The sequence below is a fragment of the Rhodococcus sp. IEGM 1341 genome, from assembly GCF_030056895.1.
GTDB lineage: Bacteria > Actinomycetota > Actinomycetes > Mycobacteriales > Mycobacteriaceae > Rhodococcoides.
Genome location: NZ_JASHKV010000001.1, coordinates 726,794 through 750,843, shown reverse-complemented (window position 1 = coordinate 750,843; position 24,050 = coordinate 726,794). Strand labels below are relative to the sequence as shown.

The window sequence follows — 24,050 nt, the reverse complement described above, 5'->3', positions numbered from 1 at the left end:
ACGTGGTTACTCGCGCGTCGTGTGCAATGCATAAACTACTGACCATGACTGCTGCAACCGTCGATCTGATCGATTACGACGATGTGCTCGCCAAGTTCGACCCCGTGTTGGGCATGGAGGTCCACGTGGAGTTGGGCACGGCGACCAAGATGTTCTGCGGCTGCCCCACCGAATTCGGTGCCGAGCCGAACACCCAGGTGTGCCCGGTGTGCCTGAGCCTTCCCGGCGCGCTTCCGGTGGTGAACTCGGCTGCGGTGGAGTCGGCGATTCGGATCGGGCTGGCGCTCAATTGCTCGATCACCCCGTGGGGACGGTTCGCTCGCAAGAACTACTTCTACCCGGATCAGCCGAAGAACTATCAGATCTCGCAGTACGACGAGCCCATCGCCACCGAGGGCTACCTCGATGTGCTGCTCGACGACGGCAGTACGTTTCGAGTCGAGATCGAGCGCGCGCACATGGAGGAGGACACCGGTAAGTCGACGCACGTGGGCGGTGCGACCGGCCGTATCGAGGGGGCGTCGCATTCGCTGCTCGATTACAACCGTGCCGGGGTTCCGTTGGTGGAGATCGTGACCAAGACCATCACCGGAACCGGTGCCCGTGCGCCCGAGGTCGCACGGGCGTACGTCACCGCGTTGCGCGACCTGTTGAAGTCGCTGAACGTGTCCGATGTGCGGATGGATCAGGGCTCGTTGCGCTGCGATGCCAACGTGTCTCTGATGGAGAAGACGGCAACCGAATTCGGCACGCGCACCGAGACGAAGAACGTCAACTCGCTCAAGAGCGTCGAGGTTGCCGTTCGGTACGAGATGCGGCGTCAGGCAGCGGTTCTCGAATCGGGCGGAGAGGTGACGCAGGAGACTCGGCACTTCCAGGAGTCGGACGGAACCACCACCGCCGGCCGCAAGAAGGAGACCGCCGAGGACTACCGCTACTTCCCCGAGCCCGATCTTGCGCCCGTCGCTCCCGACGCGGCGTGGATCGAGGAGCTTCGGACGACGTTGCCCGAGCTGCCGTGGTTGCGCCGCGGTCGGATTCAGAAGGAGTGGGGTGTCTCCGACGAGGAGATGCGCGATCTGGTGAATTCCGGTGCGCTCGAGCTGGTCGCGGCGACGGTCGAGGCGGGTGCGTCGGCGCAGGCGGCGCGGTCGTGGTGGGTGTCGTACCTGGCGCAGCAGGCCAACATCGCCGGAGTCGAACTGACCGATCTGTCCATCTCCCCGGCTCAGGTCGCCGAGGTGGCGGCGTTGGTCGCAGACGGCAAGCTCAACAACAACGGTGCCCGTCAGGTCGTGGACGGGGTGCTGGCGGGCGAGGGTGAGCCTGCAGAGGTCATGGCTGCGCGCAATCTCGTACTGGAGAAGGACGACACCAAGTTGCAGGCCGCCGTGGACGAGGCGCTCGCAGCGAATCCCGGTGTGGTGGAGAAGATCCGCAGCGGAAAGGTTCAGGCCGCCGGGGCCATCGTCGGTGCGGTGATGAAGGCGACACGCGGCCAAGCCGATGCCGCTCGCGTCAAGGAACTCGTGCTAGAGGCCTGCGGCCAGCCCTGATCACGACGGAGAACGACCGAGGCCGAGCGCAATCGAGCGCTCGGCCTCGGTCGTTTCTCGTTCAGTCGAAACCGCCTCCGCCGCCGCCGGGGAACGGCACTTTGACGACGCGGTCGTCGGTGGGTCCGGGCTCCGCACCGTTCTTGTTGACGGTGCCCACCAGAATCTGTCCATCGGCCGAGCTCGTCGCGCCGTTCAACTGGCCGTACTCGTCCTGGATCAGCAGTGTCGGTTCGGCCGAGACAGCTCCGGTGTTCGCGTCCGTGGTCAGTGCTGCAACAGCTTTGGCCGTTGTGAGTGCAACCGCCACGCCACCTTCTCCCGCTGCGCATCCGGCAACACCCGGACGGTCCGGCCACGTCCACACAGGGTTGAACACTGCGCCCAGTGAGTCGATGCGCTGCAGGCGATCCTCGAGCGCGGTGCGGTCGGTGACGTAGATGTTTCCGGTGCCGTCGGTGCAGACGTCGCCCGCCGTACCGATACCGCTGAGCGCGATCTGCGGTCGCGGCGGGTTCGTTGTCGGGGACAGCGAGGTCACCCGTAACAACTTGCCGGACAGCGAGTTCGGGCTGGCAGCCGCAGCCGGATCGCCGTTGTCGCCGGTGAGGACGAGCAGTTCGTTCGGCGTGTAGAAGTCGATCGCCCCGCGATTGCCCGTCGCGCCGCGGGGGATACCGGTCAGGATGTCCTTGGGTACATCGCCCTGGGCCAGGCGGACCACCCTGGTGTCCGCGGATGTGGTGATGAGGGCGTAGAGCAACCCGTCCTCGATGTACGTCGGGGACAACGCGATGTCGAGAAGGCCGCCGTCTCCGGTGCCGTCGACATCGATTCGCGCCACCTCGACCGGCGTCCGGCCGGCGGTGACCTCCATGATGCGACCGGTGCGACGCTCGGCAACCAGCGCCGACTGTCCGTCGGGGAGCGCTACCAGCCCGCCCGTGGTGTCCAGGCATGTCGCGATGACCGCCGGATCGGGGTCGACGCACGGACCGGAGGGCGGTGGCGGTGCATCGGGATCGGACGGCGGCGTCGTCTCGCTGGGGGTCGTCGGTTCCAGTTCGGCCGCGCCCACCTCCGGCGCAGGAGTGAACGGCGACGCATTCGAGTCGTCGAATCGGGCGCACCCGGCGAGCAGGGCAGCGGTCATCGATAGGGCGACGACGGCAGCGGTTGCAGTTCGTGGCGACGCTCCGACCGGCTTCATACTTCGAACGGTACGGAACGCCGGGGAAGACTCGCCACGCGGCCGTGAGCGTCAACGTCGGTGACGAGCACTCATCGGCTCTAGTGTGGAGAGGTGACCGATACACCGCGCGACCCCAACCGGCCGGATACGTCGTACGAACCGGCCGAGAGCCCGTACGACAACCCCACGGAGAAGATTCCACCCTCGCGTTCCACCTCCGAGACGCCGGCGTCCGACCGCACCGACACCTCGGGTGCGCCGACCACGGCGTTCGGCGCTCAGCGTTCGGACCGACTGCCACGAACCGACGACGAACTCGACTTTCCGCACTCGTCCTCGTCCGATTCACGCTCGGCCGATGCACAGCCGACGGAGAAGATGCAGGCATATCGCCCGTCCGCCTTCGCCGAATCGTCGACCGACCGCCCATCGGCCTCCGACAACACGTCGTCGAGTGCCTATTCCGATCGCTCCACCGAGTATCTGGGCACCACCGCAGCCGCGGCTCCGGTAGCAGCAGTCGCGTCCGAGCCGGAGATTCGTACGGAGACCGTCGAGGTTCCCGCGCGCCGCGGCAGCACCGACCTGGGCCTGTTCATCCTTCGCGTCACCATCGGCGCGGTGTTTCTCGGTCACGGACTGCAGAAGCTCGTGGGACTGTGGAACGGCCCCGGCCTCGACGGATTTCAGAACCTGCTGGAGACTTCCGGATTCCGCTACTCGGAGATCCTCGCGATCGCGGCCGCGGCAGGCGAAACCCTCGGCGGCGCGCTGCTGATCCTGGGTCTGGCAACACCACTGGCAGGTGCCGCTGTGCTGGCCACGATCATCAACGCCTGGTGCTTCAAGCAAGCCGTCGAGCCCGGACTGCAGTTCTCGGGCACCGGCGGCGTGGAGTACGAGACGGTTCTCGGCTTCGCCGCTGCCGCGATCATTCTCACGGGCCCGGGCAAGATCGCATTCGACGGCCGACGCGGATGGGCCACCCGGCCGCGGATCGGTTCGTTCCTCGCACTCGTCGTCGGTATCGCCGCGGGCGTGTGCATCTGGATCTTCCTCAACGGGGCCAACCCCGTCGTCCGCTGACTCCGGACACCGTCCAGACCACGTGAGCGGAACCTCGTAGCCTGCTACGACGTTCCGCTCACGTGCGTTTCACCCTCAGGGGACGTAGCGAACAGCACCCTTGTCCGCGGATGTCGCCAACGCCGCGTAGGCGCGCAGAGCGGTGGTGACCGTGCGCTGACGGTCGACCGGCTGCCACGGTCGCTCGGACGCGTTCATCTTCGCTCGCCGCGTCTCGAGGGTCTCCTCGTCGACGAGGATCTCGAGGGTGCGGGTCGCGACGTCGATCCGGACCTGGTCGCCGTTCTCCACGAGCCCGATCACACCGCCGGCAGCGGCCTCGGGGGAAATGTGTCCGATGGACAGTCCCGACGTTCCGCCGGAGAAGCGGCCATCGGTGATCAGTGCGCAGACCTTGCCCAGACCGGCACCCTTGAGGAAAGCCGTCGGGTGCAGCATCTCCTGCATGCCCGGACCGCCCTTGGGTCCCTCGTAGCGAACGACCAGCACGTCACCGGGCTGAATCTTCTTCTGCAGGATGGCCGAGACGGCTTCTTCCTGCGACTCGACGACCAGTGCCGGACCCTGGAAGGAGAACAGGTCCTCGTCGATGCCTGCGGTCTTGAGGATCGCACCGTCGACGGCGATGTTGCCGCGCAGTACCACCAGGCCACCCTCGACCGTGTAGGCATGTTCGAGATCGCGGATGCAGCCGCCTGCGGCGTCGGTGTCGAGCGAGGACCAGCGGTTTCCCGTGGAGAACGGTTCGACGGTGCGGACTCCGCCCGGGGCGGCGTGGAACAACTCGACGGCCTCGGCGGACGCCTTGCCGGATCGGATGTCCCACGTGTCGAGCCACTCCTCGAAGCTCTTCGTGTGCACGGTCGAGACGTCGGTTTCGAGGAGGTTCGCGCGCCGCAGTTCGCCGAGGAGAGCCGGGATTCCGCCGGCGCGGTGCACGTCTTCCATGTGGTAATCGGAGTTTGGGGAGACCTTCGACAGGCACGGGACCTTACGGCTGATGGCGTCGATGGTGTCCAGATCGAAGTCGACCTCGCCCTCCTGTGCGGCGGCGAGGGTGTGCAGCACCGTATTGGTTGACCCTCCCATCGCCACGTCGAGAGCCATGGCATTACGGAACGCGGCCGGAGTGGCGATGTTGCGGGGGAGTACGGATTCGTCCTCGTCGCGGTAGTACTTCAGTGCGGCCTCGACGATGGTGGTGCCGGCACGCGTGAACAGTGCTCGACGGGCCTGATGAGTGGCCAGGGTGGAGCCGTTGCCGGGCAGTGCCAGGCCGAGCGCCTCGGTGAGGCAGTTCATCGAGTTCGCCGTGAACATGCCCGAGCACGAGCCGCACGTGGGGCACGCGCTGCGCTCGACCTCGTCGAGGCCCGCCTCGGACACGGCGTCGTTGGCACTGGCGGAGATCGCGGTGATCAGGTCGGTCGGTGCCTGCGCGACGCCGTCGACGACCACGGCCTTGCCCGCCTCCATCGGTCCACCGGAGACGAACACGGCGGGGATGTTCAGGCGCATCGCCGCATTGAGCATGCCGGGAGTGATCTTGTCGCAGTTGGATATGCAGACGAGCGCGTCGGCGGTGTGCGCATTGGCCATGTACTCGACGGAGTCGGCGATGATCTCGCGGCTGGGCAGCGAGTACAGCATGCCGCCGTGGCCCATGGCGATCCCGTCGTCGACGGCGATGGTGTGGAACTCCCGGGGGACTCCGCCTGCCGCTCGGACGGCGTCGGCGACGATCTCGCCGACGTTCTTCAGGTGCACGTGGCCGGGGACGAACTGGGTGTACGAGTTCGCGATGGCGACGATGGGCTTTCCGAAATCCGAATCGGTCATTCCGGTGGCGCGCCACAGCGAGCGCGCGCCCGCGGCATTGCGTCCGACAGTGGTGACCCGTGAGCGTAGCGGCGGCATAGTGCGTTGTCCTCGTTCGTTGCGGCGGTTTCTCGCAGCGACGAGGTTACTCGCCGCCGACTACTGCTCCTTCGCTGCCTGTTCGTCGCCGTTCTCGCGGTCCTCGCCGTCCTCGCCGTCCTCGCCGTCCTCGAGGTCTCGAGCTTCGGCCTCGGCTTCGGCTTCGGCTTCGGCCGCGGCTGCTGCAGCGGCATAGGGGTCGGTGATCCGGCCGCCACTGGCCGCGGCGAGTTGGGGGAGCAGATCGAATCGCACCAGCGGCAACGACTTCTCGCTCTTGTCGGTCAGGACCACCCGCGCCCAGCGGCGATCCGGGAAGTGCAGACCCGCCACCGATTCCCACGCGATCACATCCGAACCCACGAACCGTCGAGCCGTGATCGCCTCGGGAGAGATGACCGTGCGCACTCGAAACACCCAGATGCCCGCGACGATCGGCAGGATCAGCAGCCATCCCATGGCCGCGGGCCAGCTGGCGGCAGTCAGTCCGGTGCCGAACAGCAGCAGGCCGACGCCGAGGAGCGCGAGGCGCGGGACTCGAATGACCTGGGTTCTCGATGGTTGCGCTCCCTCGGCACCGTTCGGTGACTCGGGTGCGGTGTGGGATGATGGCCGAGGTGGTTCGGACTGCTGCGAAGACGACACCCATTCATCTTCGCATTGCATCTACGCGATCTCACATAATGGGATTGCGTCGTGACGAGTTTGACTCTTCCCTGTGCGCGCGCCTACCGTCGAGCGCGTGAAGCGGAATTGGATACTCGTAATCGGCCGGCGCGTCAACGCCTGAGCCGGTTGTTCAAACTCGCATCGACGCGCCACCCTCGTACAGCTCACGCTGACGGGGGTTTTTTCTTGCCCAGAGATCGCCCAGCAATTTCACATTCCTGAGGAAGCAATCAGTGAGCGCACCAACCGCACGCCCAGGGCCCACGACCCGTAAGTCGGGGACAGCCTCCAGCCCGTCGACCAGCCCGTCCGCAGAAGCGGCGACCAACGGTTCGCGACGCCACGTCGCACCGGAGAAGGTCACCGGCGCACAGTCGGTCGTCCGAGCCCTCGAAGAACTCGACGTCGACACCGTATTCGGCATTCCCGGTGGCGCGGTTCTCCCGGTCTACGACCCGCTCTTCGACTCCGTGAAGGTGCGCCACATTCTGGTGCGCCACGAGCAGGGTGCGGGCCACGCCGCGACGGGCTACGCCCAGGCGACCGGCAAGGTCGGCGTCTGCATGGCGACGTCCGGTCCCGGCGCGACCAACCTCGTGACCCCATTGGCCGACGCTCAGATGGATTCGGTTCCGGTCGTCGCGATCACCGGTCAGGTCGCCCGCAGTCTGATCGGGACGGACGGCTTCCAGGAAGCCGACATCTCGGGTATCACGATGCCGGTCACCAAGCACAACTTCCTCATCACCGACGGTGCCGACATCCCGCGCATCATGGCCGAGGCGTTCTACATCGCCTCCTCCGGCCGTCCCGGTGCCGTGCTCGTCGACATCCCCAAGGACGTGCTGCAGGCGCAGACCACGTTCTCGTGGCCGCCGGAGATGCGTCTGCCCGGATACCGTCCGGTCACCAAGCCGCACGGCAAGCAGGTCCGCGAAGCTGCCCGCTACATCGCCGACGCCAAGCAGCCGGTGCTGTACGTGGGCGGCGGCGTCATCAAGGCCGACGCCTCGGCGGAACTGCTCGAGCTCGCCGAACTGACCGGAATCCCGGTCGTGACCACTCTGATGGCTCGCGGCGCGTTCCCCGACTCGCACAATCAGAACCTCGGAATGCCGGGTATGCACGGCACCGTCGCCGCGGTGGCCGCGTTGCAGCGGAGCGATCTGCTGATCACGCTCGGTGCCCGGTTCGACGACCGCGTCACCGGTCAGCTCTCGTCCTTCGCCCCCGATGCCAAGGTCATTCACGCCGACATCGACCCGGCCGAGATCGGCAAGAACCGCTACGCGGACGTGCCGATCGTCGGCGACTGCCGTGAGGTCATCACCGAACTCATCGAGGCGCTGCGGGCGGACCGCGCGACCGGAACCACGCTCGACCTCGAGCAGTGGTGGGTCTACCTGAACGGCATCCGCAAGACCTACCCGCTGAGCTACGACCGCCCGGCCGACGGATCGATGTCACCGGAGTTCGTCATCAGCTCGGTCGGCAAGTTCGCCGGACCCGACGCTATCTACTGCGCCGGCGTCGGTCAGCACCAGATGTGGGCCGCGCAGTTCATCAACTACGAGAAGCCGCGCACGTGGCTCAACTCGGGTGGCCTCGGCACGATGGGGTACGCGGTCCCGGCCGCAATGGGTGCCAAGAGGGGCCTCCCCGACGCCGAGGTGTGGGCCATCGACGGTGACGGATGCTTCCAGATGACCAACCAGGAACTCGCGACCTGTGCGGTCGAGGGCATCCCGATCAAGGTCGCCCTCATCAACAACGGCAACCTCGGCATGGTCCGCCAGTGGCAGACGCTGTTCTACGAGGAGCGCTACTCCAACACCAACCTCGGTACCCACGGTGCCGTCCGCATCCCCGATTTCGTGAAGCTCGCCGAGGCGCTCGGTTGCGTCGGGCTGCGGTGCGAGCGGGAAGAGGACGTCGATGCGGTGATCGCGCAGGCACGAGCGATCAACGATCGTCCGGTCGTCATCGACTTCATCGTCGGAGCCGACGCGCAGGTGTGGCCGATGGTCGCTGCCGGAACGGGCAACGACGAGATCATGGCCGCCCGCGGAATCCGTCCGCTGTTCGACGAGGACGAGACCGTGGGCAGCGAGCCAGGCCTCGACGAGGCCATGGAGCGCGAGCAGGCCCCGCACCCGCAGATCGACGACGTGAAAGGCACCGACAAGTGAGCACGAGCCATACCCTCAGCGTCCTCGTCGAGGACAAGCCAGGTGTGCTGGCCCGCGTCGCCGCGCTGTTCTCGCGCCGTGGATTCAACATCTCCTCGCTTGCCGTCGGCGGCACCGAGATTCCCGAGATCTCGCGGATGACGATCGTCGTGACCGTCGACGAATTCCCGCTCGAACAGGTGACCAAGCAGCTCAACAAGCTCATCAACGTCATCAAGATCGTAGAGCAGGACGACGACTCCTCGGTGGCTCGCGAGTTGGTGCTGATCAAGGTCCGCGCCGACGCCAGTGTGCGCAGTGAGGTCATCGAAACGGTGAACCTGTTCCGCGCCAAGGTGATCGACGTGTCTCCCGAGGCCGTGACGGTCGAGGCGACGGGCACCCGCTCGAAGCTCGATGCGTTGTTGAAGATGTTGGACCCCTATGGAATTCGAGAAATAGTTCAGTCGGGAGTCGTTGCCGTCGGACGTGGACCGAAATCGATCACAGCGTCGCGCTGAGCGGCGGACGTGATTTTCAGCGAAATCGAAGAGGAAAGGTTACAAACAGTGGCAGTCGAGATGTTCTACGACGACGATGCTGATCTGTCGATCATTCAGGGCCGCAAGGTCGCTGTGATCGGTTACGGAAGCCAGGGCCACGCGCACTCGCTGAGCCTGCGCGACTCCGGTGTCGATGTGCGCATCGGCCTGGCAGCGGGCTCGAAGTCCCGCGCCAAGGCGGAGGAGCAGGGCCTGAAGGTCGGCACTCCCGCCGAGGTGTCCGAATGGGCCGACGTGATCATGGTGCTCGCACCGGACACCGCACAGGCCAAGATCTTCTCCGAGGAGATCGAGCCCAACCTGAAGGACGGCGACGCGCTGTTCTTCGGCCACGGTCTCAACATCCACTTCGACCTGATCAAGGCTCCGGAGTTCGTCACCGTCGGCATGGTCGCACCCAAGGGCCCCGGCCACCTCGTGCGTCGCCAGTTCGTCGACGGCAAGGGTGTTCCCGCGCTCATCGCCATCGACCAGGACCCCAAGGGCGAAGGTCAGGCACTGGCCCTGTCCTGGGCCAAGGGTATCGGTGGAACGCGCGCAGGCGTCATCAAGACCACGTTCAAGGAAGAGACCGAGACCGACCTCTTCGGCGAGCAGGCCGTGCTGTGCGGTGGCACCGAGGAGCTCGTCAAGACGGGCTTCGAGGTCATGGTCGAGGCCGGCTACGCGCCCGAGATGGCGTACTTCGAGGTGCTGCACGAGCTCAAGCTCATCGTCGACCTCATGTACGAGGGCGGCATCGCTCGGATGAACTACTCGGTGTCCGACACCGCGGAGTTCGGTGGCTACCTCTCGGGCCCGCGCGTGATCGACGCAGGCACCAAGGAGCGCATGAAGGCCATCCTGGCCGACATCCAGTCGGGTGAGTTCACCCGTCGCCTGGTCGCCAACGTCGAGAACGGCAACACCGAGCTCGAAGGCCTGCGCAAGGCCAACGCCGAGCACCCCATCGAGGTCACCGGCAAGAAGCTGCGCGACCTGATGAGCTGGGTCGATCGCCCGATCACCGAAACGGCTTGATTCTCATCGAATCACGTTCGCACGCATGCTGATCGAAGGGCACCCCTGCATCGGTAGGGGTGCCCTTCGGTGCGTGCACCAGGTGGCGTCGCAGCTCGACGTCTCCGGCCTCTAAACTGTTTCTGCTGCACCAGCTCCGAATTTTCATCGACAACAGTCTCGAACCGACATAGGGAGTTTTTCACGTGAGCCAGCCAGGCCGTCCTGTCGTTCTGATCGCCGACAAACTTGCGCCGTCCACCGTCGAGGCATTGGGCGACGGCGTCGAGGTCCGTTGGGTCGACGGCCCGGATCGCCCCGCGCTGCTCGCCGCGGTTCCCGAGGCCGACGCGATCCTGGTGCGTTCCGCGACCACGGTCGACGCCGAGGTTCTGGCCGCCGGAACCAAGCTCAAGATCGTCGCCCGCGCCGGTGTCGGCCTGGACAACGTCGACGTACCTGCAGCCACCGAGCGCGGTGTCCTCGTCGTCAACGCCCCGACGTCCAACATCCACACCGCTGCCGAGCATGCGGTGACGCTGTTGCTCTCCGCCGCGCGCCAGATTCCCGCTGCCGACGCCACCCTGCGTCAGCACGAGTGGAAGCGCAGCAAGTTCAACGGTGTCGAGATCTTCGGCAAGACCGTCGGCGTCGTCGGACTCGGCCGCATCGGTCAGCTGTTCGCGCAGCGTCTCGCTGCATTCGAGACCCACATCATCGCCTACGACCCCTACGTCTCGGCCGCGCGTGCCGCCCAGCTCGGCATCGAGCTGGTGAGCCTGGACGAGCTGCTCGAGCGCGCCGACATGTTCTCGGTTCACCTGCCGAAGACCCCGGAGACCAAGGGAATCATCGGCAAGGAAGCCCTCGCCAAGACCAAGCCCGGTGTCATCGTCGTCAACGCCGCTCGCGGTGGACTGGTCGACGAGCAGGCCCTGGCCGACGCCATCACCTCCGGCCACGTCTTCGCCGCGGGAATCGACGTGTACGCCTCCGAGCCGTGCACCGACAGCCCGCTGTTCGAGCTGCCTCAGGTCGTCGTCACCCCGCACCTCGGCGCGTCGACGACCGAGGCCCAGGATCGCGCGGGCACCGACGTCGCCAAGTCCGTACTCCTCGCTCTCGCAGGCGAATTCGTGCCCGACGCCGTCAACGTCAAGGGTGGTGCCGTGGGCGAGGAGGTCTCCCCGTGGCTCGAGATCGTGCGCAAGCAGGGTGTGCTGCTCGGCGCTCTGTCCACCGAACTTCCCACCTCGCTGTCGGTCGACGTCCGCGGCGAACTCGCCACCGAGGACGTCGAGATCCTCAAGCTCTCGGCGCTGCGCGGACTCTTCTCCGCCGTCATCGAGGACTCTGTCACGTTCGTCAACGCCCCCTCGCTCGCCGAGGAGCGTGGCGTCACCGCCGAGGTGACCACAGCCTCCGAGAGCGAGAACCACCGCAGTGTCGTCGACATCCGCGCCGTCTACGGCGACGGTTCGGTGCTCAACGTCGCGGGCACGCTGACCGGCACCACGCAGGTCGAGAAGATCGTCAACATCAACGGTCGCAACTTCGACCTCCGTGCCGAGGGCAAGAACCTCATCGTCAACTACGCGGATCAGCCCGGCAGCCTCGGCCGGATCGGCACCCTGCTCGGCGATGCCGGCATCGACATCCAGGCCGCCGCCCTGAGCCAGGACTCCGAGGGCGACGGTGCAACGATTCTGCTGCGCGTCGACAAGGACGTTCCGGAGGAGCTGAGCGCGAGCATCGCATCGGCGGTCGGCGCGTCCACCATCGAGCTGGTCGACCTGTCCTGAGCATCGCTCGCAGTCGATCGAACGAAGTCGAACAATCACGAGGAGTGAGATGAAGCTGGCCGTCATCGCCGGGGACGGAATCGGACCCGAGGTCGTCACCGAGGCGCTCGCCGTGCTCGACGTGGTTGCACCCGGAGCCGAGAAGACCGAGTACGACCTCGGTGCTCGTCGCTACAACGCCACCGGAGAACTGCTGCCGGACTCGGTGTTGGCAGAACTGCGTGAGCACGACGCAATTCTGTTGGGAGCCATCGGAGATCCGTCGGTGCCCAGCGGCGTGCTCGAGCGTGGACTGCTGTTGCGAGCTCGGTTCGAGCTCGATCACCACATCAATCTGCGTCCGGCCAAGCTGTACCCCGGAGTGGTCGGGCCGTTGGCCGGTGACAAGCAGATCGACGTCGTGGTCGTGCGTGAGGGCACCGAAGGTCCGTACACCGGAAACGGTGGAGCGCTTCGCGTCGGCACGCCGCACGAGGTGGCCACCGAGGTCAGTGTCAACACCCGCTACGGCGTCGAGCGGGTGGTGCGCAACGGGTTCGAGCGGGCTCTGACACGGCGCAAGCACCTGACGCTGCTGCACAAGACCAACGTGCTCACGTTCGCCGGCAGCCTCTGGGCTCGGACGGTGAACGAGGTCGCGACGGAGTTCCCGGACGTCGAGGTCGCGTACCAGCACATCGATGCCGCGATGATTCACCTCGTGACCGACCCGGGCCGGTTCGATGTCATCGTCACCGACAATCTGTTCGGCGACATCGTGACCGACCTCTCGGCAGCGGTGACCGGTGGAATCGGTTTGGCCGCAAGCGGAAACATCGATGCCACCGGTACCAATCCGAGCATGTTCGAGCCCGTGCACGGCAGCGCTCCCGACATCGCAGGGCAGCAGAAGGCCGATCCGACGGCGGCCATCCTGTCGGTGTCGTTGCTACTCGATCATCTCGGCGATGCGGCGGGAGCGGCGCGAGTGGAAGCCGCTGTCGCAGCGGACCTCGCGCAGCGTGGAACCACGACTGCGTCGACGAAAGAGATCGGCGCACGAATCGCCGCTCGCCTCTAGCCGAACCGACACGAATGCCACGGTAGGCCGACCGGCCACCGTGGCATTTCGTGTTTCCGGACATCCCCACCGTGCTGGATCAGCCGGCGCGGTCGGAATTCTTTTCGGGACTGTCGGCCTTCTCGTCGGGACTCTCGGGACGTGGATCGTCGGGGACGATCGGCACGGAGAGTGCGGGGAAGACCGCCGACACCAGGAATGCGACGGGAAAGCTGACCGCCGCGAGGGCCCCGAACACCGGCGGCACGGCCGACGCGAACACGTATTGACTCGTGTTCTGCACGCCGAGGGCGCGTCCGCTCCAATACGGTCCTGATATCTCGGCAACAGCGGTGAAGGCAAGCCCGTTCGGGGCAACGGTGGCGACCGACGCGACGACGAGCATGACGATCGCGACGGGGGAGTCGAACCAGTCGGCCACTCCGAGTCCGAGCATGCTGACGGCGGCAGTCACCGCGACCCACCGGAGGGGCCGCATGCGGCTGCCGACCCGATCGGACAACGCGCCGACGCTCATCCGGCCCAGTGCGCCGAGAATCTGCGTCACCGTGACGAGGACGCCCGCCGCCGCTGCCGTCCATCCTCGGTCGGTCATCAGCCATACGAGCGCATACGTCCAGACCACGTACTGCGGCACCACCAACAGGATCGAGGTGGCGTGAATGCGCCACAGCTGCCTGCTGCCCCGGTACGGGTTGTCGAGCAGACCCTGCTCCGCGGCATCGATGCGATTGGGACGCGGGGGGTCGACGACCGCCAGACACATCACTGCGGCTGTTGCGCACACGGCCGCGGGTACGAGCAGTGCCGCGCCGACGCCGTGGTCCCGGGCGATGGGTGGGATGGTCAGGGCTGCGATGGCGACGCCCAGAGGGACCGACATCTGTCTGATTCCCATGGCCAATCCACGACGCTGCGGCGGAAACCAGCCCACCACCACACGTCCGCTGGCGCTGTTCGCACTCGCCGCTGCCATTCCGCCGAGCAGGAGCAGGATTGCCAGCAGAGCAACGGACGTGGTGAACACGGCGGCTACAGCGGCGAGCGCCGTCAGGCCGAGCCCGACTGCGAGAACCAGTCTTTCGCCTATCCGATCGACCAACACACCCCAGGCGATCAGGGTGAACATGATGCCGACGGTGGGCATGGCGACGACGAGTCCGGCGGCGGGCAGGCTCAGGCCGCGGTCGTCGTGCAGGGCGGGAATGAGAAACGCTGCGCCGTTGATGAACACCGCGCCTGCGGTCTGCGCGAGCATGCCGAGGGCAAGCATGAACCATCGCCTGAACTCGCCGATGTCGGACAGCTGCGCGGTGGCGTCCATCGATTCTCCATCTCAATATATGGACGTGGTTTCTTGCAATATGGAACCGAAGTTCGACCCTACACCGGCCCGAACCGCGCTGAACGGACGGTGGCGGAGTGCACACCACGCTTGTCGATAGACTTCCGACATGCGTCTCGGTCGAATTGCAAGTCCTGATGGTGTGGCATTCGTGAGTATCGAAGGTGAGGGTGACTCGCAGACTGCGAAGGAAATCGCCGAACATCCTTTCGGCACACCCACGTTCACGGGTCGGTCGTGGCCACTGGCCGACGTGCGACTGCTCGCGCCCATCCTCGCCAGCAAGGTCATCGCCATCGGTAAGAACTACGCCGCGCACGTGGCCGAGATGGGCGGTGAAGCACCGAAGGACCCCGTGATCTTCATCAAGCCGAACACCTCCATCGTCGGCCCCGGTGCGTCCATCGTGTTGCCGCCGTCCTCGAACGAAGTGCACTTCGAAGGAGAACTGGCGATCGTCATCGGCCGTCCGTGCAAGGACGTCCCCGCCGCCAAGGCGTACGAGGTGGTGCTGGGATACACCGTCGCCAACGACGTCTCGGCCCGCGATCACCAGAAGCACGACGGGCAGTGGACGCGCGCCAAGGGACACGACACCTTCTGTCCGCTCGGGCCGTGGATCGAGACCTCGCTCGACCCGACCGATCTCGAGATCAAGACCGAGGTCGACGGCGTGGTCAAACAACGGAGCCGCACTTCGCTTCTGCTGCATGACATTCCGAAGATCATCGAGTGGGTGTCCGCGGTGATGACGCTGCTCCCCGGAGATGTCATCCTCACCGGAACCCCCGAGGGAGTCGGACCCATCACCGACGGAGACAGCGTGTCGATCACTGTCGAGGGAATCGGTACCCTCACCAACCCCGTCGCAGCGAAGAAGTAGGGCGAACATGACCACACCAACAGATGTCCGCGTTCGGTTCTGCCCGTCGCCCACCGGTACCCCGCACGTCGGCCTGGTCCGCACCGCACTGTTCAACTGGGCGTTCGCCAGGCATCACGGCGGCACCTTCGTCTTTCGCATCGAGGACACCGACGCCGCACGCGACTCCGAGGAGTCCTACGCCGCCCTGCTCGACGCGTTGCGCTGGCTCGGCCTCGAATGGGACGAGGGTCCCGAAGTGGGTGGCCCGTACGAGCCCTACCGTCAGTCGTTGCGTCGCGACCAGCACCTCGCCGTCGTGCAGCAGTTGCTCGACGCCGGGGAGGCCTACGAGTCCTTCTCCACGCCGGAGGAAGTGGAAGCCCGACACAAGGCAGCCGGACGCGACCCCAAACTCGGCTACGACAACTTCGACCGCGATCTGACGCCGGAGCAGCGACAGGGATTTCTCGACGAGGGGCGCGGCGCCGTCGTGCGACTGCGGATGCCCGATCATGATCTGACATGGAACGACCTCGTGCGCGGGGAGACCACGTTCAAGGCGGGGACGGTGCCGGACTTCGCTTTGACCCGCGGTAACGGAGTTCCGTTGTACACATTGGTCAATCCGGTCGACGACGCACTGATGAAGATCACCCACGTCCTGCGCGGCGAGGATCTGCTGTCGTCGACGCCTCGTCAGCTCGCTCTCTACGAGGCATTGATCCGGATCGGTGTCGCAGAACGCACCCCCGAGTTCGGGCACCTGCCGTTCGTCATGGGCCAAGGCAACAAGAAGCTGTCCAAGCGTGACCCCGAGTCCAACCTCTTCATCCACCGTGATCGTGGTTTCGTGCCGGAGGGATTGCTGAACTACCTCGCGCTACTCGGATGGGGTATCTCGGACGATCACGACGTGTTCACGCTCGACGAGATGGTGGCGGCGTTCGAGATCTCGTCCGTCAATTCCAATCCGGCGCGCTTCGATCAGAAGAAAGCCGACGCGATCAACGCCGAGCACATCAGGATGCTGGCAGCGGAGGATTTCGCGGCGCGTTTGCGCGAATACCTCGTCGCACAGGGCCATCTCACCGAGCCGGTCGACGAGAAGGTCTTCGCTGTCGCGGCCGATCTGGTGCAGACCCGCGTCGTCGTCCTGTCGGACGCATGGGGACTGTTGAAGTTCCTGTTCGTCGACGAGGCGGACTTCGAGATCGCCCCCGCAGCCGCGGCCAAGAACCTCGGTGCCGATGCCGCACCCGTTCTCGACGCCACTGTCGAGGCACTGACGGCGTTGCAGACCTGGACCACGGCCGACCTGGAGGCGACTCTCAAGGACGTGTTGATCGAGAAGCTGGAGCTCAAGCCGCGCAAGGCTTTCGCCCCGATCCGGGTGGGAGTGACCGGGTCGCACATCAGCCCACCGCTGTACGAGTCCATGGAATTGCTCGGACGCGAGAAGACCTTGGCGCGCCTGGCTGCGGCACGCGCCCAGGTGGCGTGAGGGCGCACGGCCGCCGGCGCACCCCGGTCCTCGGGGAGAGCCTCGAATGAGTTTTTCCGATCGACTGGATCGACTCCAGCGCAGGCGGCCGGTTCTCGGATACCCCATTGCGGTGGTGTACAAGTTCGTCGACGATCAGGGTGGCTACCTCGCTGCCCTGATCACCTACTACGCCTTCGTCTCGCTGTTTCCCGCACTGTTGCTGTTCTCGACGGTGCTGGGAATCGTATTGGCCGGTAGTCCGGAACTGCAGCAACAGATCCTGAACTCGGCACTCGGTCAGATCCCGGTGATCGGGGACGAACTGGGCAGGCCCGACCGCATCGGCGGAGGCACCGTGGGTCTGGTGGTGGGTGTCCTGGGCTCCCTGTACGGCGGGCTCGGGGTGGCCGTGGCGCTCCAGAACGCGATGAACACTGCGTGGACGGTGCCGAAGAACCTACGGCCCGATCCCATCCGCGCCCGGGTGCGCGGCTTGGGTCTGCTGAGCACGGTCGGTCTGGCCGTTCTGGCCATCACCGCGCTCAATGTGCTCAGTGCCGCAGGATATTTCGGTCCGGAATCGGGCCTCGTGGTGTTCGTGGTCGGCACGTTCTTCTACGTCGGTGTGTTCGTCGTGGCGTTCAGGCTCGCCACCGCGAGGTCGGTGTCGATCCCACAGGTTCTTCCCGGGGCCGTCGTTGCCGGTCTGATCTGGCAGCTGCTGCAGACCTTCGGCAGTGTGTACGTGAAGTACGTCGTCAGCAACGCGACCGTCACCAACGGTGTGTTCGCTGTCGTTCTGGGACTGCTGGCGTTTCTGTACGTGACGTCGGTGTCGATCGTGATGTGCATCGAGATCAACGTGGTTCGCGTCGATCGGCTCTTCCCGCGCGCGCTGCTGGCCCCGTTCACCGACGACGTCGAACTGACCCAGGGCGACAAGCTCACGTACACCGGGCAGGCAGAAGCGCAACGCAGCAAGCCGTTCGAGGACATCGACGTGACGTTCGTCGACCCGCCGCGAGCTCAGTCCGAATCCAGCTCGGAACCGGCAGCCGAGGCACCGTAGAAGCGGTCGACTCTGGTCTCCATCGGAAACCGGACGGCCGTGTCACCGAACACCAGCCGAGTGGCCGACAACGCCGATCCTGCAATCGCTTCGGCGACACGACCCGACTCGGCGATCGCACAATGCACCACCACTTCGTCGTGCTGAAAGAACACCAACTCGCTGCCGCTTCCGGAATTCTGGTCGCTCCTGCGGGCTCCGCTCCCTTCGTCGGAATTCTGGTCGCTCCTGCGGGCTCCGCTCCCGGCCAACCGACCACGCAGATCGGCCAACAAACACAACGCCCACTCGGCGGCGGTGGCCTGCACGACGAAATTGCGAGTGAACCGGCCACGCGCATGGGCGTCACCGGTGGACCACCACTGCGCCGAGGGCGGTGGGCAGGCCCGTCCCAGCCAGGAACGAACGACCTCGCCCCGTTCACCGGCGCGGGCGGCCTCCTCCACCAGTGCAACGGTACCGGGGAACTTGGCCCGTAGTCGCGTCAGCAGAGCGCGCGCGTCACCCGAGGTTGCGCCGTACAGCACCCCGAGAACGGCGACCTTGGCGTGGCTGCGATCGCCGTCGAACGATTCTGCGGCCACCGGTGCGTACAGATCCGCGGTGCCTGCCGCGGCGACCATACGGGGATCGCCGGACATCGCCGCGAGGATGCGTGGTTCGAGCTGGCCGGCGTCGGCGGCCACAAAGGTGTGGCCGGGATCGGCGATCACACTGGCGCGCAGGGGTTTCGGGATCTGAAGGCCGCCCCCGCCGCGACTGGCCCACCGACCCGACACGATAGCGCCGGGAACGTAGACAGGCCGGAAACGATCGTCGCGGACCCACGCGTCGAGCCACGCCCACCCGTTCGCGGCATGCAGCTTCGAGAGGTCACGGTGCCGCAGCAGTAGCGGAACCGCCGGGTGGTCGATGTTGCGGATGGTATGCGCGCGAGTCGATGTCAGTTCGATACCGACGCGCGCGAACGCGGCGACCAACTCCACGGGCGAGGCAGGATTGACGCGTCGGCCGAACGCCGAGGAGATTTGATTCTCGAGCTCTACGAGGGCCGGGGGAGGGGATCCATCGAGCGGCCGGGTACCGAGCATCGTCTTGAGATGACGGCGATGCGCCGACGCCGAGAACGGCAACCCGTCGAAGGTCATCTCCGCTGCGGCCAGTCCTCCGGCCGACTCGGCCGCTGCCAGCAGGTGCAGTGCGCGATCGTCACCGACGCCGCGGAGCTGACGCCGATACTCGGCGAGAACCGCCGCCGGATCGGAGTTCGGGTTCGCGTCGAACAGACCCGGCCTCAGGTCGGCGGGAGCCGACGGGACAGTCGCCGAGCCGGCCCGCATCGACAGAATGGCACCGACCAGTGCGAGATCGTGACAGCGGCGTACGCGCACTCCTCGTTCGAGCAGCCGAGGGTAGATCCGGCTCGTGTCTTCCCACACCCACCTCGGCCGTTCGTCGCGCTCGAGCTCGGCTACGGCCGCGATGAGATCCTCGGCCACGGTGGGATCGCTCAGCATCGAGCCGTCGTCGGCGAGGTGGGTCAGCACGGCCTGCTCGCCCTGAGGGACGAGCAGAACCTTCATCGGACTCGGCCGGGTCTGCGATCGGTCACGGAGAACAAGTCTGCTCCACTCGTCGGCCGAGGTGTGTAGGGGGCTCTTCCGGTCTCCACTCGACGGTGCCTCGGCCGCCCCCGACGCGTCCACGGCGCGGTTTCGGTGGCTCTGAGCAGCCGATTTGGAGAATGGGTAGTCACCTTTGATAGTCTCTATCCCGGCTCGAAACGCAGTGCACATCGATCGTGATGAGCAATTCGATTCAAGTCCATTGGGGTATGGTGTAATTGGCAACACAGCGGTTTCTGGTACCGCCATTCTAGGTTCGAGTCCTGGTACCCCAGCGAGCAGGTGAAGGCGATTTTGTCGCCGAGGCCGAGGCAGTTAAGCTGGCTCAGCACGTACAAGCTCGAACACAATGCAGGTGAAGTTCCTGGCCCCGTCGTCTAGCGGCCTAGGACGCCGCCCTCTCAAGGCGGTAGCGCGGGTTCGAATCCCGTCGGGGCTACAACTGACAACACCCTCTCGATCCGCGGATCGGGAGGGTGTTGTCGTTTCGGTGCGTGCGTCTCAGACGCTCTTGCGGCGGAACATCTTCTGATGGTCGGCCGGACCGTGGACGTTGTTGACCTTCGGTCCACCGTCCTTGTGTTCGACGGAATTGTGGGACTTGCTGTTCTTCTGTTCCAGAACCTCGCGGAACTTCTTCTTCAGTTCTTCACTGCCGGATTCGGGCATGGGGTGACTCCTCGCAGTCGTCGACCGACCGGGTAGGCCGCTCGAGACGAAGGTACCCCACTCTCGCAGCTCGATCAGCTCGTTTTACTCGGGCCGACGGGGCTGCGGTTTAACTCAGAGTCGCTTGTGCAGAGCGTCCGCGGCGGCAAGAAGATCCGCGGCCCACCGCGCTCCGGGCTTGCGTCCGATTCGATCGATCGGTCCGGATACCGAGATCGCCGCCACCACAGTGTCGTTGCCGTCTCGCACGGGCGCGGCGACGCTCGCGACGCCCGGTTCGCGCTCGCCGGCACTCTGTGCCCATCCGCGCCGCCGAACTTCGAGCAGAACACGCTCGCTGAATTCTGCATCCGGCAGAACTGTTCGTTGGGTCTGCGAATCTGCCCATGCGAGAAGGACTTTGGCACCCGATCCAGCCGTCATCGGCAGACGTGCGCCGACGAGTACGGTGTCTCGAAGTCCGGTCGGCGGCTCCATGGATGCCACGCACACCCGCACTGTCCCTTCGCGCCGATAGATCTGCACACTCTCACCGGTGATTTCGCGCAGGCGTGGGAGGACCGAGGCGGCAGCGTCGAGCAGGGTGTCCGATGCGCTCGCCGCAAGCTCTCCCAATCCCGGGCCGGTCCGCCACAGGCCGTCGGCATCCCGTACGAGAAGGCGGTGGGTCTCCAGTCCTACCGCGAGGCGGTGGGCCGTTGCCCGGGGCAGGCTCGTTCGAGCGCACAGGTCGTTGAGATTGCAGGGCGTCTCCGCCACCGCGTGCAGCACCGTCATCGCCTTGTCGAGGACACCGATACCGCTCGATTTGTCGACGAGGCCATTGGGGCTATGCTGTCTCATAGAACGATATTAGCCTCCCGAATGCTGAGATTGCACAACTACGAGATCTTCAGTGCGTGCCGGGGGCATGATGTCGAGACGATCACGCGAGGTGGACCAGCCCGTTCATCGGCGCGACGACGACAGGGAAGACGAGGTCCGCGACAGCGATGTCCGAAACACCGAAGACTTTGGCGGAGAAGGTATGGGACCAGCACGTGGTGGTCCGAGGCGGCGGAGAAGGCGGAGCGCGTGAGCCGGATCTGATCTACATCGATCTCCATCTGGTGCACGAGGTCACCAGCCCGCAGGCGTTCGACGGCCTTCGGCTGGCCGGCCGCGGACTCCGACGTCCGGATCTGACGATCGCGACCGAGGACCACAACGTCCCGACGGCCGACATCTTCGCGCCCATCGCAGATCTGGTCTCGCGCACACAGGTCGACACTCTTCGCCGCAACTGCGAGGAATTCGGTGTTCGGCTCTACCCGATGGGCGATCTCGATCAGGGCATCGTGCACATCATCGGGCCGCAGTTGGGTCTGACCCAGCCCGGCATGACCGTGGTGTGCGGAGACAGCCACACCTCGACGCACGGTGCCTTCGGCTCGATCGCAATGGGCATCGGTACCAGCGAGGTCGAGCACGTCATGGCGACGCAGACTCTGTCGCTGCGTCCTTTCAAGACGATGGCGATCAACGTCGACGGTGAGCTCGCCCCCGGTGTGACGAGCAAGGACCTGATCCTTGCCGTCATCGCACAGATCGGCACCGGCGGTGGCCAGGGCTACGTCCTCGAGTACCGCGGTGAGGCCATTCGCAAGCTGTCGATGGAAGCGCGAATGACCATCTGCAACATGTCGATCGAGGCCGGTGCACGGGCAGGCATGATCGCACCCGACGAGATCACGTACGAGTACCTGAAGGGACGCCCGCACGCTCCTCGAGGAGCCGACTGGGACGCGGCGGTGGCGGCGTGGGACGAACTGGCGACCGATCCGGATGCAGTGTTCGACAACGAGGTCCACATCGATGCCAGCACGTTGACGCCGTTCGTCACCTGGGGAACGAATCCGGGTCAGGGTGCGCCACTGGGCGATACGGTGCCCGATCCGGAGGCGATGGTCGACGAGAGCGAGCGGGCGGCAGCCCAGAAGGCTTTGCAGTACATGGGCCTGGAAGCGGGTACACCCATCCGCGAGATCGCTGTCGACACCGTGTTCGTGGGCTCGTGCACCAACGGTCGAATCGAGGATCTGCGGGCCGTCGCGTCCGTTCTCGAAGGGCATCGGGTTGCCGACGGAGTGCGAATGCTGGTGGTACCCGGGTCCATGCGGGTGCGAGCGCAGGCGGAGGAGGAAGGCCTGGGTGAGATCTTCACGGCCGCAGGAGCGGAGTGGCGTCAGGCCGGTTGCTCGATGTGCCTGGGAATGAATCCGGATCAGCTGGCGGCGGGCGAGCGATCGGCGTCGACGTCCAACCGGAATTTCGAGGGTAGGCAGGGCAAGGGCGGTCGCACTCATCTCGTGTCGCCTCTGGTTGCCGCCGCTACCGCAATCCGCGGAACCCTGTCCTCTCCGGCGGATCTCGCGTAACGCGCGTCCTCGCTCGGATCGATCGAACGCATAGGAGCACATTCGATGGAAGCTTTCACTCGACACACCGGTATCGGAGTTCCGCTACGGCGGTCCAACGTCGACACCGACCAGATAATCCCCGCGGTCTACCTCAAGCGCGTCACGCGCACCGGATTCGAGGACGGGTTGTTCGCGGCGTGGCGCTCGGACCCGAACTTCATCTTGAATCTCGAGCCCTACAACCGAGGTTCGGTGCTCGTTGCCGGGCCCGATTTCGGTACGGGATCATCACGCGAACATGCCGTCTGGGCACTCTCGGACTTCGGATTTCGGGTTGTGATCGCCTCTCGCTTCGCCGACATCTTTCGCGGAAACTCGGGCAAAGCCGGACTGTTGGCCGCCGAAGTCGATCAGTCGGACGTCGAATTGCTGTGGAAAGCCTTAGAAGAACAGCCCGGTCTGGAATTAATTGTCGACCTCGTCGACAAGACCGTAACGGCTGGAACGTTGGTGGTGCGCTTCGCGATTGACGACTACACGCGGTGGCGTCTGCTGGAGGGTCTCGACGACATCGGATTGACGTTACGCCAGGTAGAGGCCATTACGGAGTACGAAAAGTCAAGGCCTTCATACAAACCCCTGACCCTCCCGGCGCGGATCGAGACACCCTCCGAAGGCTGACCTGGCACCGGTCCGACACGCTTTGGGGCCGTGAACCATTCCGCGACACCGGAATGAAAATTGGCGTGGCGCATAGACTCTTGACGACTTGGGGTTTACCGTTGTAGTAGTCGGTCCGACGATGGACCACCATATAGCGGAGGAAATCCATGAACAAGGCAGAGCTGATTGACGCCCTGACCGAGAAGTTGGGGTCTGATAGGCGGAGCGCCACAGAGGCTGTCGAGAACATCGTCGACACCATCGTGCGCGCGGTCCACCGCGGCGAGAGTGTCACGATCACGGGCTTCGGCGTGTTCGAGCAGCGTCGTCGCGCAGCGCGTGTCGCCCGCAACCCCCGCACCGGTGAGACCGTTCGCGTGAAGCCGACCAACGTTCCGGCATTCCGTCCGGGCGCGCAGTTCAAGGCCGTCATCGCCGGTGGACAGAAGTTGCCCGCAACCGGACCTGCCGTCAAGCGCGGTTCGGCTGCAGCTCCGGCCAAGAAGACTGCGGCAGCGAAGAAGACGGCCGCCAAGAAGGCAGCGGTGAAGACGACCGCCCGCAAGGCCACCACCGCGGCAGCCAAGAAGGCAGCTCCGGCAAAGACCGCCGCCAAGAAGGCAGCTCCTGCAAAGACGGCCGCCAAGAAGGCAGCTCCCGCGAAGACCACCGCGCGCAAGACCACGACGGCTGCTGCCAAGAAGGCTCCGGCCAAGACGACCGCACGCAAGGCCGCAACCACGACGACTCCTGCCAAGAAGGCTCCGGCCAAGACAGCGGCCAAGAAGACCGTCGCCAAGAAGGCCCCGGCCAAGAAGGCTCCGGCCAAGAAGGCACCCGCGAAGCGCGCAGCGAAGAAGTAGAGCCTGCAGGTTTTCACTCGTGAGGCGCAGCCGCTGAAGCGGCAGCGTGAGTGAGAC

At 65.5% G+C, this 24,050-nt stretch carries 20 protein-coding genes and 2 tRNA genes; 15 read left to right on the top strand and 7 right to left on the bottom strand.

Annotated elements, in window-relative coordinates:
• Nucleotides 1–44: 44 nt before the first annotated feature.
• Entirely contained in the window at nucleotides 45–1,556 is a 1,512-nt protein-coding gene (gatB, locus tag QM615_RS03300) for an Asp-tRNA(Asn)/Glu-tRNA(Gln) amidotransferase subunit GatB (protein WP_094671441.1), read from the top strand.
• Between the two features lie 61 nt (nucleotides 1,557–1,617).
• Here the strand turns inward: gatB and QM615_RS03295 are convergent, their stop codons facing one another.
• A complete protein-coding gene (locus tag QM615_RS03295) occupies nucleotides 1,618–2,766 on the bottom strand; it encodes a PQQ-dependent sugar dehydrogenase (RefSeq protein ID WP_149405534.1) in 1,149 nt (382 codons plus the stop codon).
• Between the two features lie 93 nt (nucleotides 2,767–2,859).
• Here QM615_RS03295 and QM615_RS03290 point away from each other — a divergent pair, with 93 nt between their 5' ends.
• Entirely contained in the window at nucleotides 2,860–3,834 is a 975-nt protein-coding gene (locus QM615_RS03290) for a DoxX family protein (protein ID WP_149405535.1), read from the top strand.
• A 75-nt stretch (nucleotides 3,835–3,909) separates the two neighbouring features.
• Here QM615_RS03290 and ilvD read toward each other — a convergent pair whose 3' ends face one another.
• Together ilvD and QM615_RS03280 are read right to left on the bottom strand one after the other, a co-directional pair.
• On the bottom strand, nucleotides 3,910–5,751 hold the full coding sequence (ilvD, locus tag QM615_RS03285; RefSeq protein WP_149405536.1) for a dihydroxy-acid dehydratase: 1,842 nt from the start codon (nucleotides 5,749–5,751) through the stop codon (nucleotides 3,910–3,912).
• A 60-nt stretch (nucleotides 5,752–5,811) separates the two neighbouring features.
• The gene (locus QM615_RS03280; RefSeq protein WP_262498306.1) at nucleotides 5,812–6,396 is read right to left on the bottom strand and encodes a PH domain-containing protein; all 585 of its coding nucleotides are present in this window, start codon (nucleotides 6,394–6,396) and stop codon (nucleotides 5,812–5,814) included.
• A gap of 257 nt (nucleotides 6,397–6,653) precedes the next feature.
• Between QM615_RS03280 and QM615_RS03275 the strand changes: the two genes are divergently transcribed.
• The 5 genes from QM615_RS03275 (at nucleotide 6,654) to QM615_RS03255 (ending at nucleotide 13,012) form a co-directional block, all read left to right on the top strand.
• The gene (locus QM615_RS03275; RefSeq protein WP_068049511.1) at nucleotides 6,654–8,609 is read left to right on the top strand and encodes an acetolactate synthase large subunit; all 1,956 of its coding nucleotides are present in this window, start codon (nucleotides 6,654–6,656) and stop codon (nucleotides 8,607–8,609) included.
• Complete coding sequence (gene ilvN, locus QM615_RS03270; RefSeq protein ID WP_032397758.1) at nucleotides 8,606–9,109, top strand: acetolactate synthase small subunit; 504 nt, start codon at nucleotides 8,606–8,608, stop codon at nucleotides 9,107–9,109. Before QM615_RS03275 ends, ilvN begins: the two co-directional genes overlap by 4 nt.
• Before the next feature lie 60 nt (nucleotides 9,110–9,169).
• Nucleotides 9,170–10,171 carry a ketol-acid reductoisomerase gene (gene ilvC / locus QM615_RS03265; protein WP_170944858.1) on the top strand — a complete coding sequence of 334 codons (1,002 nt, stop codon included), beginning with the start codon at nucleotides 9,170–9,172 and terminating at the stop codon, nucleotides 10,169–10,171.
• A 185-nt stretch (nucleotides 10,172–10,356) separates the two neighbouring features.
• Complete coding sequence (serA, locus tag QM615_RS03260; protein WP_149405537.1) at nucleotides 10,357–11,952, top strand: phosphoglycerate dehydrogenase; 1,596 nt, start codon at nucleotides 10,357–10,359, stop codon at nucleotides 11,950–11,952.
• A 49-nt stretch (nucleotides 11,953–12,001) separates the two neighbouring features.
• Entirely contained in the window at nucleotides 12,002–13,012 is a 1,011-nt protein-coding gene (locus tag QM615_RS03255) for a 3-isopropylmalate dehydrogenase (protein ID WP_149405538.1), read from the top strand.
• A 79-nt stretch (nucleotides 13,013–13,091) separates the two neighbouring features.
• On the opposite strand, the gene QM615_RS03250 is transcribed toward QM615_RS03255, so the two are convergent.
• Nucleotides 13,092–14,336 (bottom strand): MFS transporter, encoded by a 1,245-nt coding sequence (locus tag QM615_RS03250; protein ID WP_188078579.1) that lies wholly within the window; start codon nucleotides 14,334–14,336, stop codon nucleotides 13,092–13,094.
• 130 nt (nucleotides 14,337–14,466) lie between these two features.
• On the opposite strand from QM615_RS03250, the gene QM615_RS03245 reads away from it, so the two are divergent.
• Genes QM615_RS03245 through QM615_RS03235 form a run of 3 tightly spaced genes read left to right on the top strand, consistent with a single transcriptional unit; the run spans nucleotide 14,467 to nucleotide 17,774 of the window.
• Nucleotides 14,467–15,240, top strand: coding sequence for a fumarylacetoacetate hydrolase family protein (locus tag QM615_RS03245; protein WP_094642252.1), 774 nt, complete (start codon nucleotides 14,467–14,469; stop codon nucleotides 15,238–15,240).
• 7 nt (nucleotides 15,241–15,247) lie between these two features.
• Nucleotides 15,248–16,723, top strand: a complete 1,476-nt coding sequence (gene gltX / locus QM615_RS03240; protein WP_149405539.1) for a glutamate--tRNA ligase — start codon at nucleotides 15,248–15,250, stop codon at nucleotides 16,721–16,723.
• A gap of 46 nt (nucleotides 16,724–16,769) precedes the next feature.
• Nucleotides 16,770–17,774, top strand: a complete 1,005-nt coding sequence (locus QM615_RS03235; RefSeq protein ID WP_188078580.1) for a YihY/virulence factor BrkB family protein — start codon at nucleotides 16,770–16,772, stop codon at nucleotides 17,772–17,774.
• Here the strand turns inward: QM615_RS03235 and QM615_RS03230 are convergent.
• Nucleotides 17,732–19,357 carry a bifunctional 3'-5' exonuclease/DNA polymerase gene (locus QM615_RS03230; protein WP_149405540.1) on the bottom strand — a complete coding sequence of 542 codons (1,626 nt, stop codon included), beginning with the start codon at nucleotides 19,355–19,357 and terminating at the stop codon, nucleotides 17,732–17,734. The two genes, QM615_RS03235 and QM615_RS03230, sit on opposite strands and share 43 nt — an antisense overlap.
• A 245-nt stretch (nucleotides 19,358–19,602) precedes the next feature.
• Here QM615_RS03230 and QM615_RS03225 point away from each other — a divergent pair.
• Nucleotides 19,603–19,674, top strand: a tRNA-Gln gene (locus QM615_RS03225).
• A gap of 91 nt (nucleotides 19,675–19,765) precedes the next feature.
• Nucleotides 19,766–19,838 (top strand) — tRNA-Glu (locus tag QM615_RS03220).
• A 62-nt stretch (nucleotides 19,839–19,900) separates the two neighbouring features.
• Here the strand turns inward: QM615_RS03220 and QM615_RS03215 are convergent.
• Both QM615_RS03215 and QM615_RS03210 read right to left on the bottom strand, forming a co-directional pair.
• Nucleotides 19,901–20,068: a DUF5302 domain-containing protein gene (locus QM615_RS03215; protein ID WP_176460484.1), complete on the bottom strand. Its 168-nt coding sequence runs from the start codon at nucleotides 20,066–20,068 to the stop codon at nucleotides 19,901–19,903.
• A gap of 114 nt (nucleotides 20,069–20,182) precedes the next feature.
• Nucleotides 20,183–20,911: an IclR family transcriptional regulator gene (locus tag QM615_RS03210; protein WP_094688811.1), complete on the bottom strand. Its 729-nt coding sequence runs from the start codon at nucleotides 20,909–20,911 to the stop codon at nucleotides 20,183–20,185.
• A 149-nt stretch (nucleotides 20,912–21,060) separates the two neighbouring features.
• Here QM615_RS03210 and leuC point away from each other — a divergent pair, with 149 nt between their 5' ends.
• The 3 genes from leuC (at nucleotide 21,061) to QM615_RS03195 (ending at nucleotide 23,993) form a co-directional block, all read left to right on the top strand.
• Nucleotides 21,061–22,485, top strand: coding sequence for a 3-isopropylmalate dehydratase large subunit (gene leuC, locus QM615_RS03205; RefSeq protein WP_149405541.1), 1,425 nt, complete (start codon nucleotides 21,061–21,063; stop codon nucleotides 22,483–22,485).
• A 45-nt stretch (nucleotides 22,486–22,530) separates the two neighbouring features.
• Nucleotides 22,531–23,148, top strand: a complete 618-nt coding sequence (leuD, locus tag QM615_RS03200) for a 3-isopropylmalate dehydratase small subunit (protein WP_149405542.1) — start codon at nucleotides 22,531–22,533, stop codon at nucleotides 23,146–23,148.
• 149 nt (nucleotides 23,149–23,297) lie between these two features.
• Nucleotides 23,298–23,993, top strand: a complete 696-nt coding sequence (locus QM615_RS03195) for an HU family DNA-binding protein (RefSeq protein WP_149405543.1) — start codon at nucleotides 23,298–23,300, stop codon at nucleotides 23,991–23,993.
• Nucleotides 23,994–24,050: the final 57 nt, after the last annotated feature.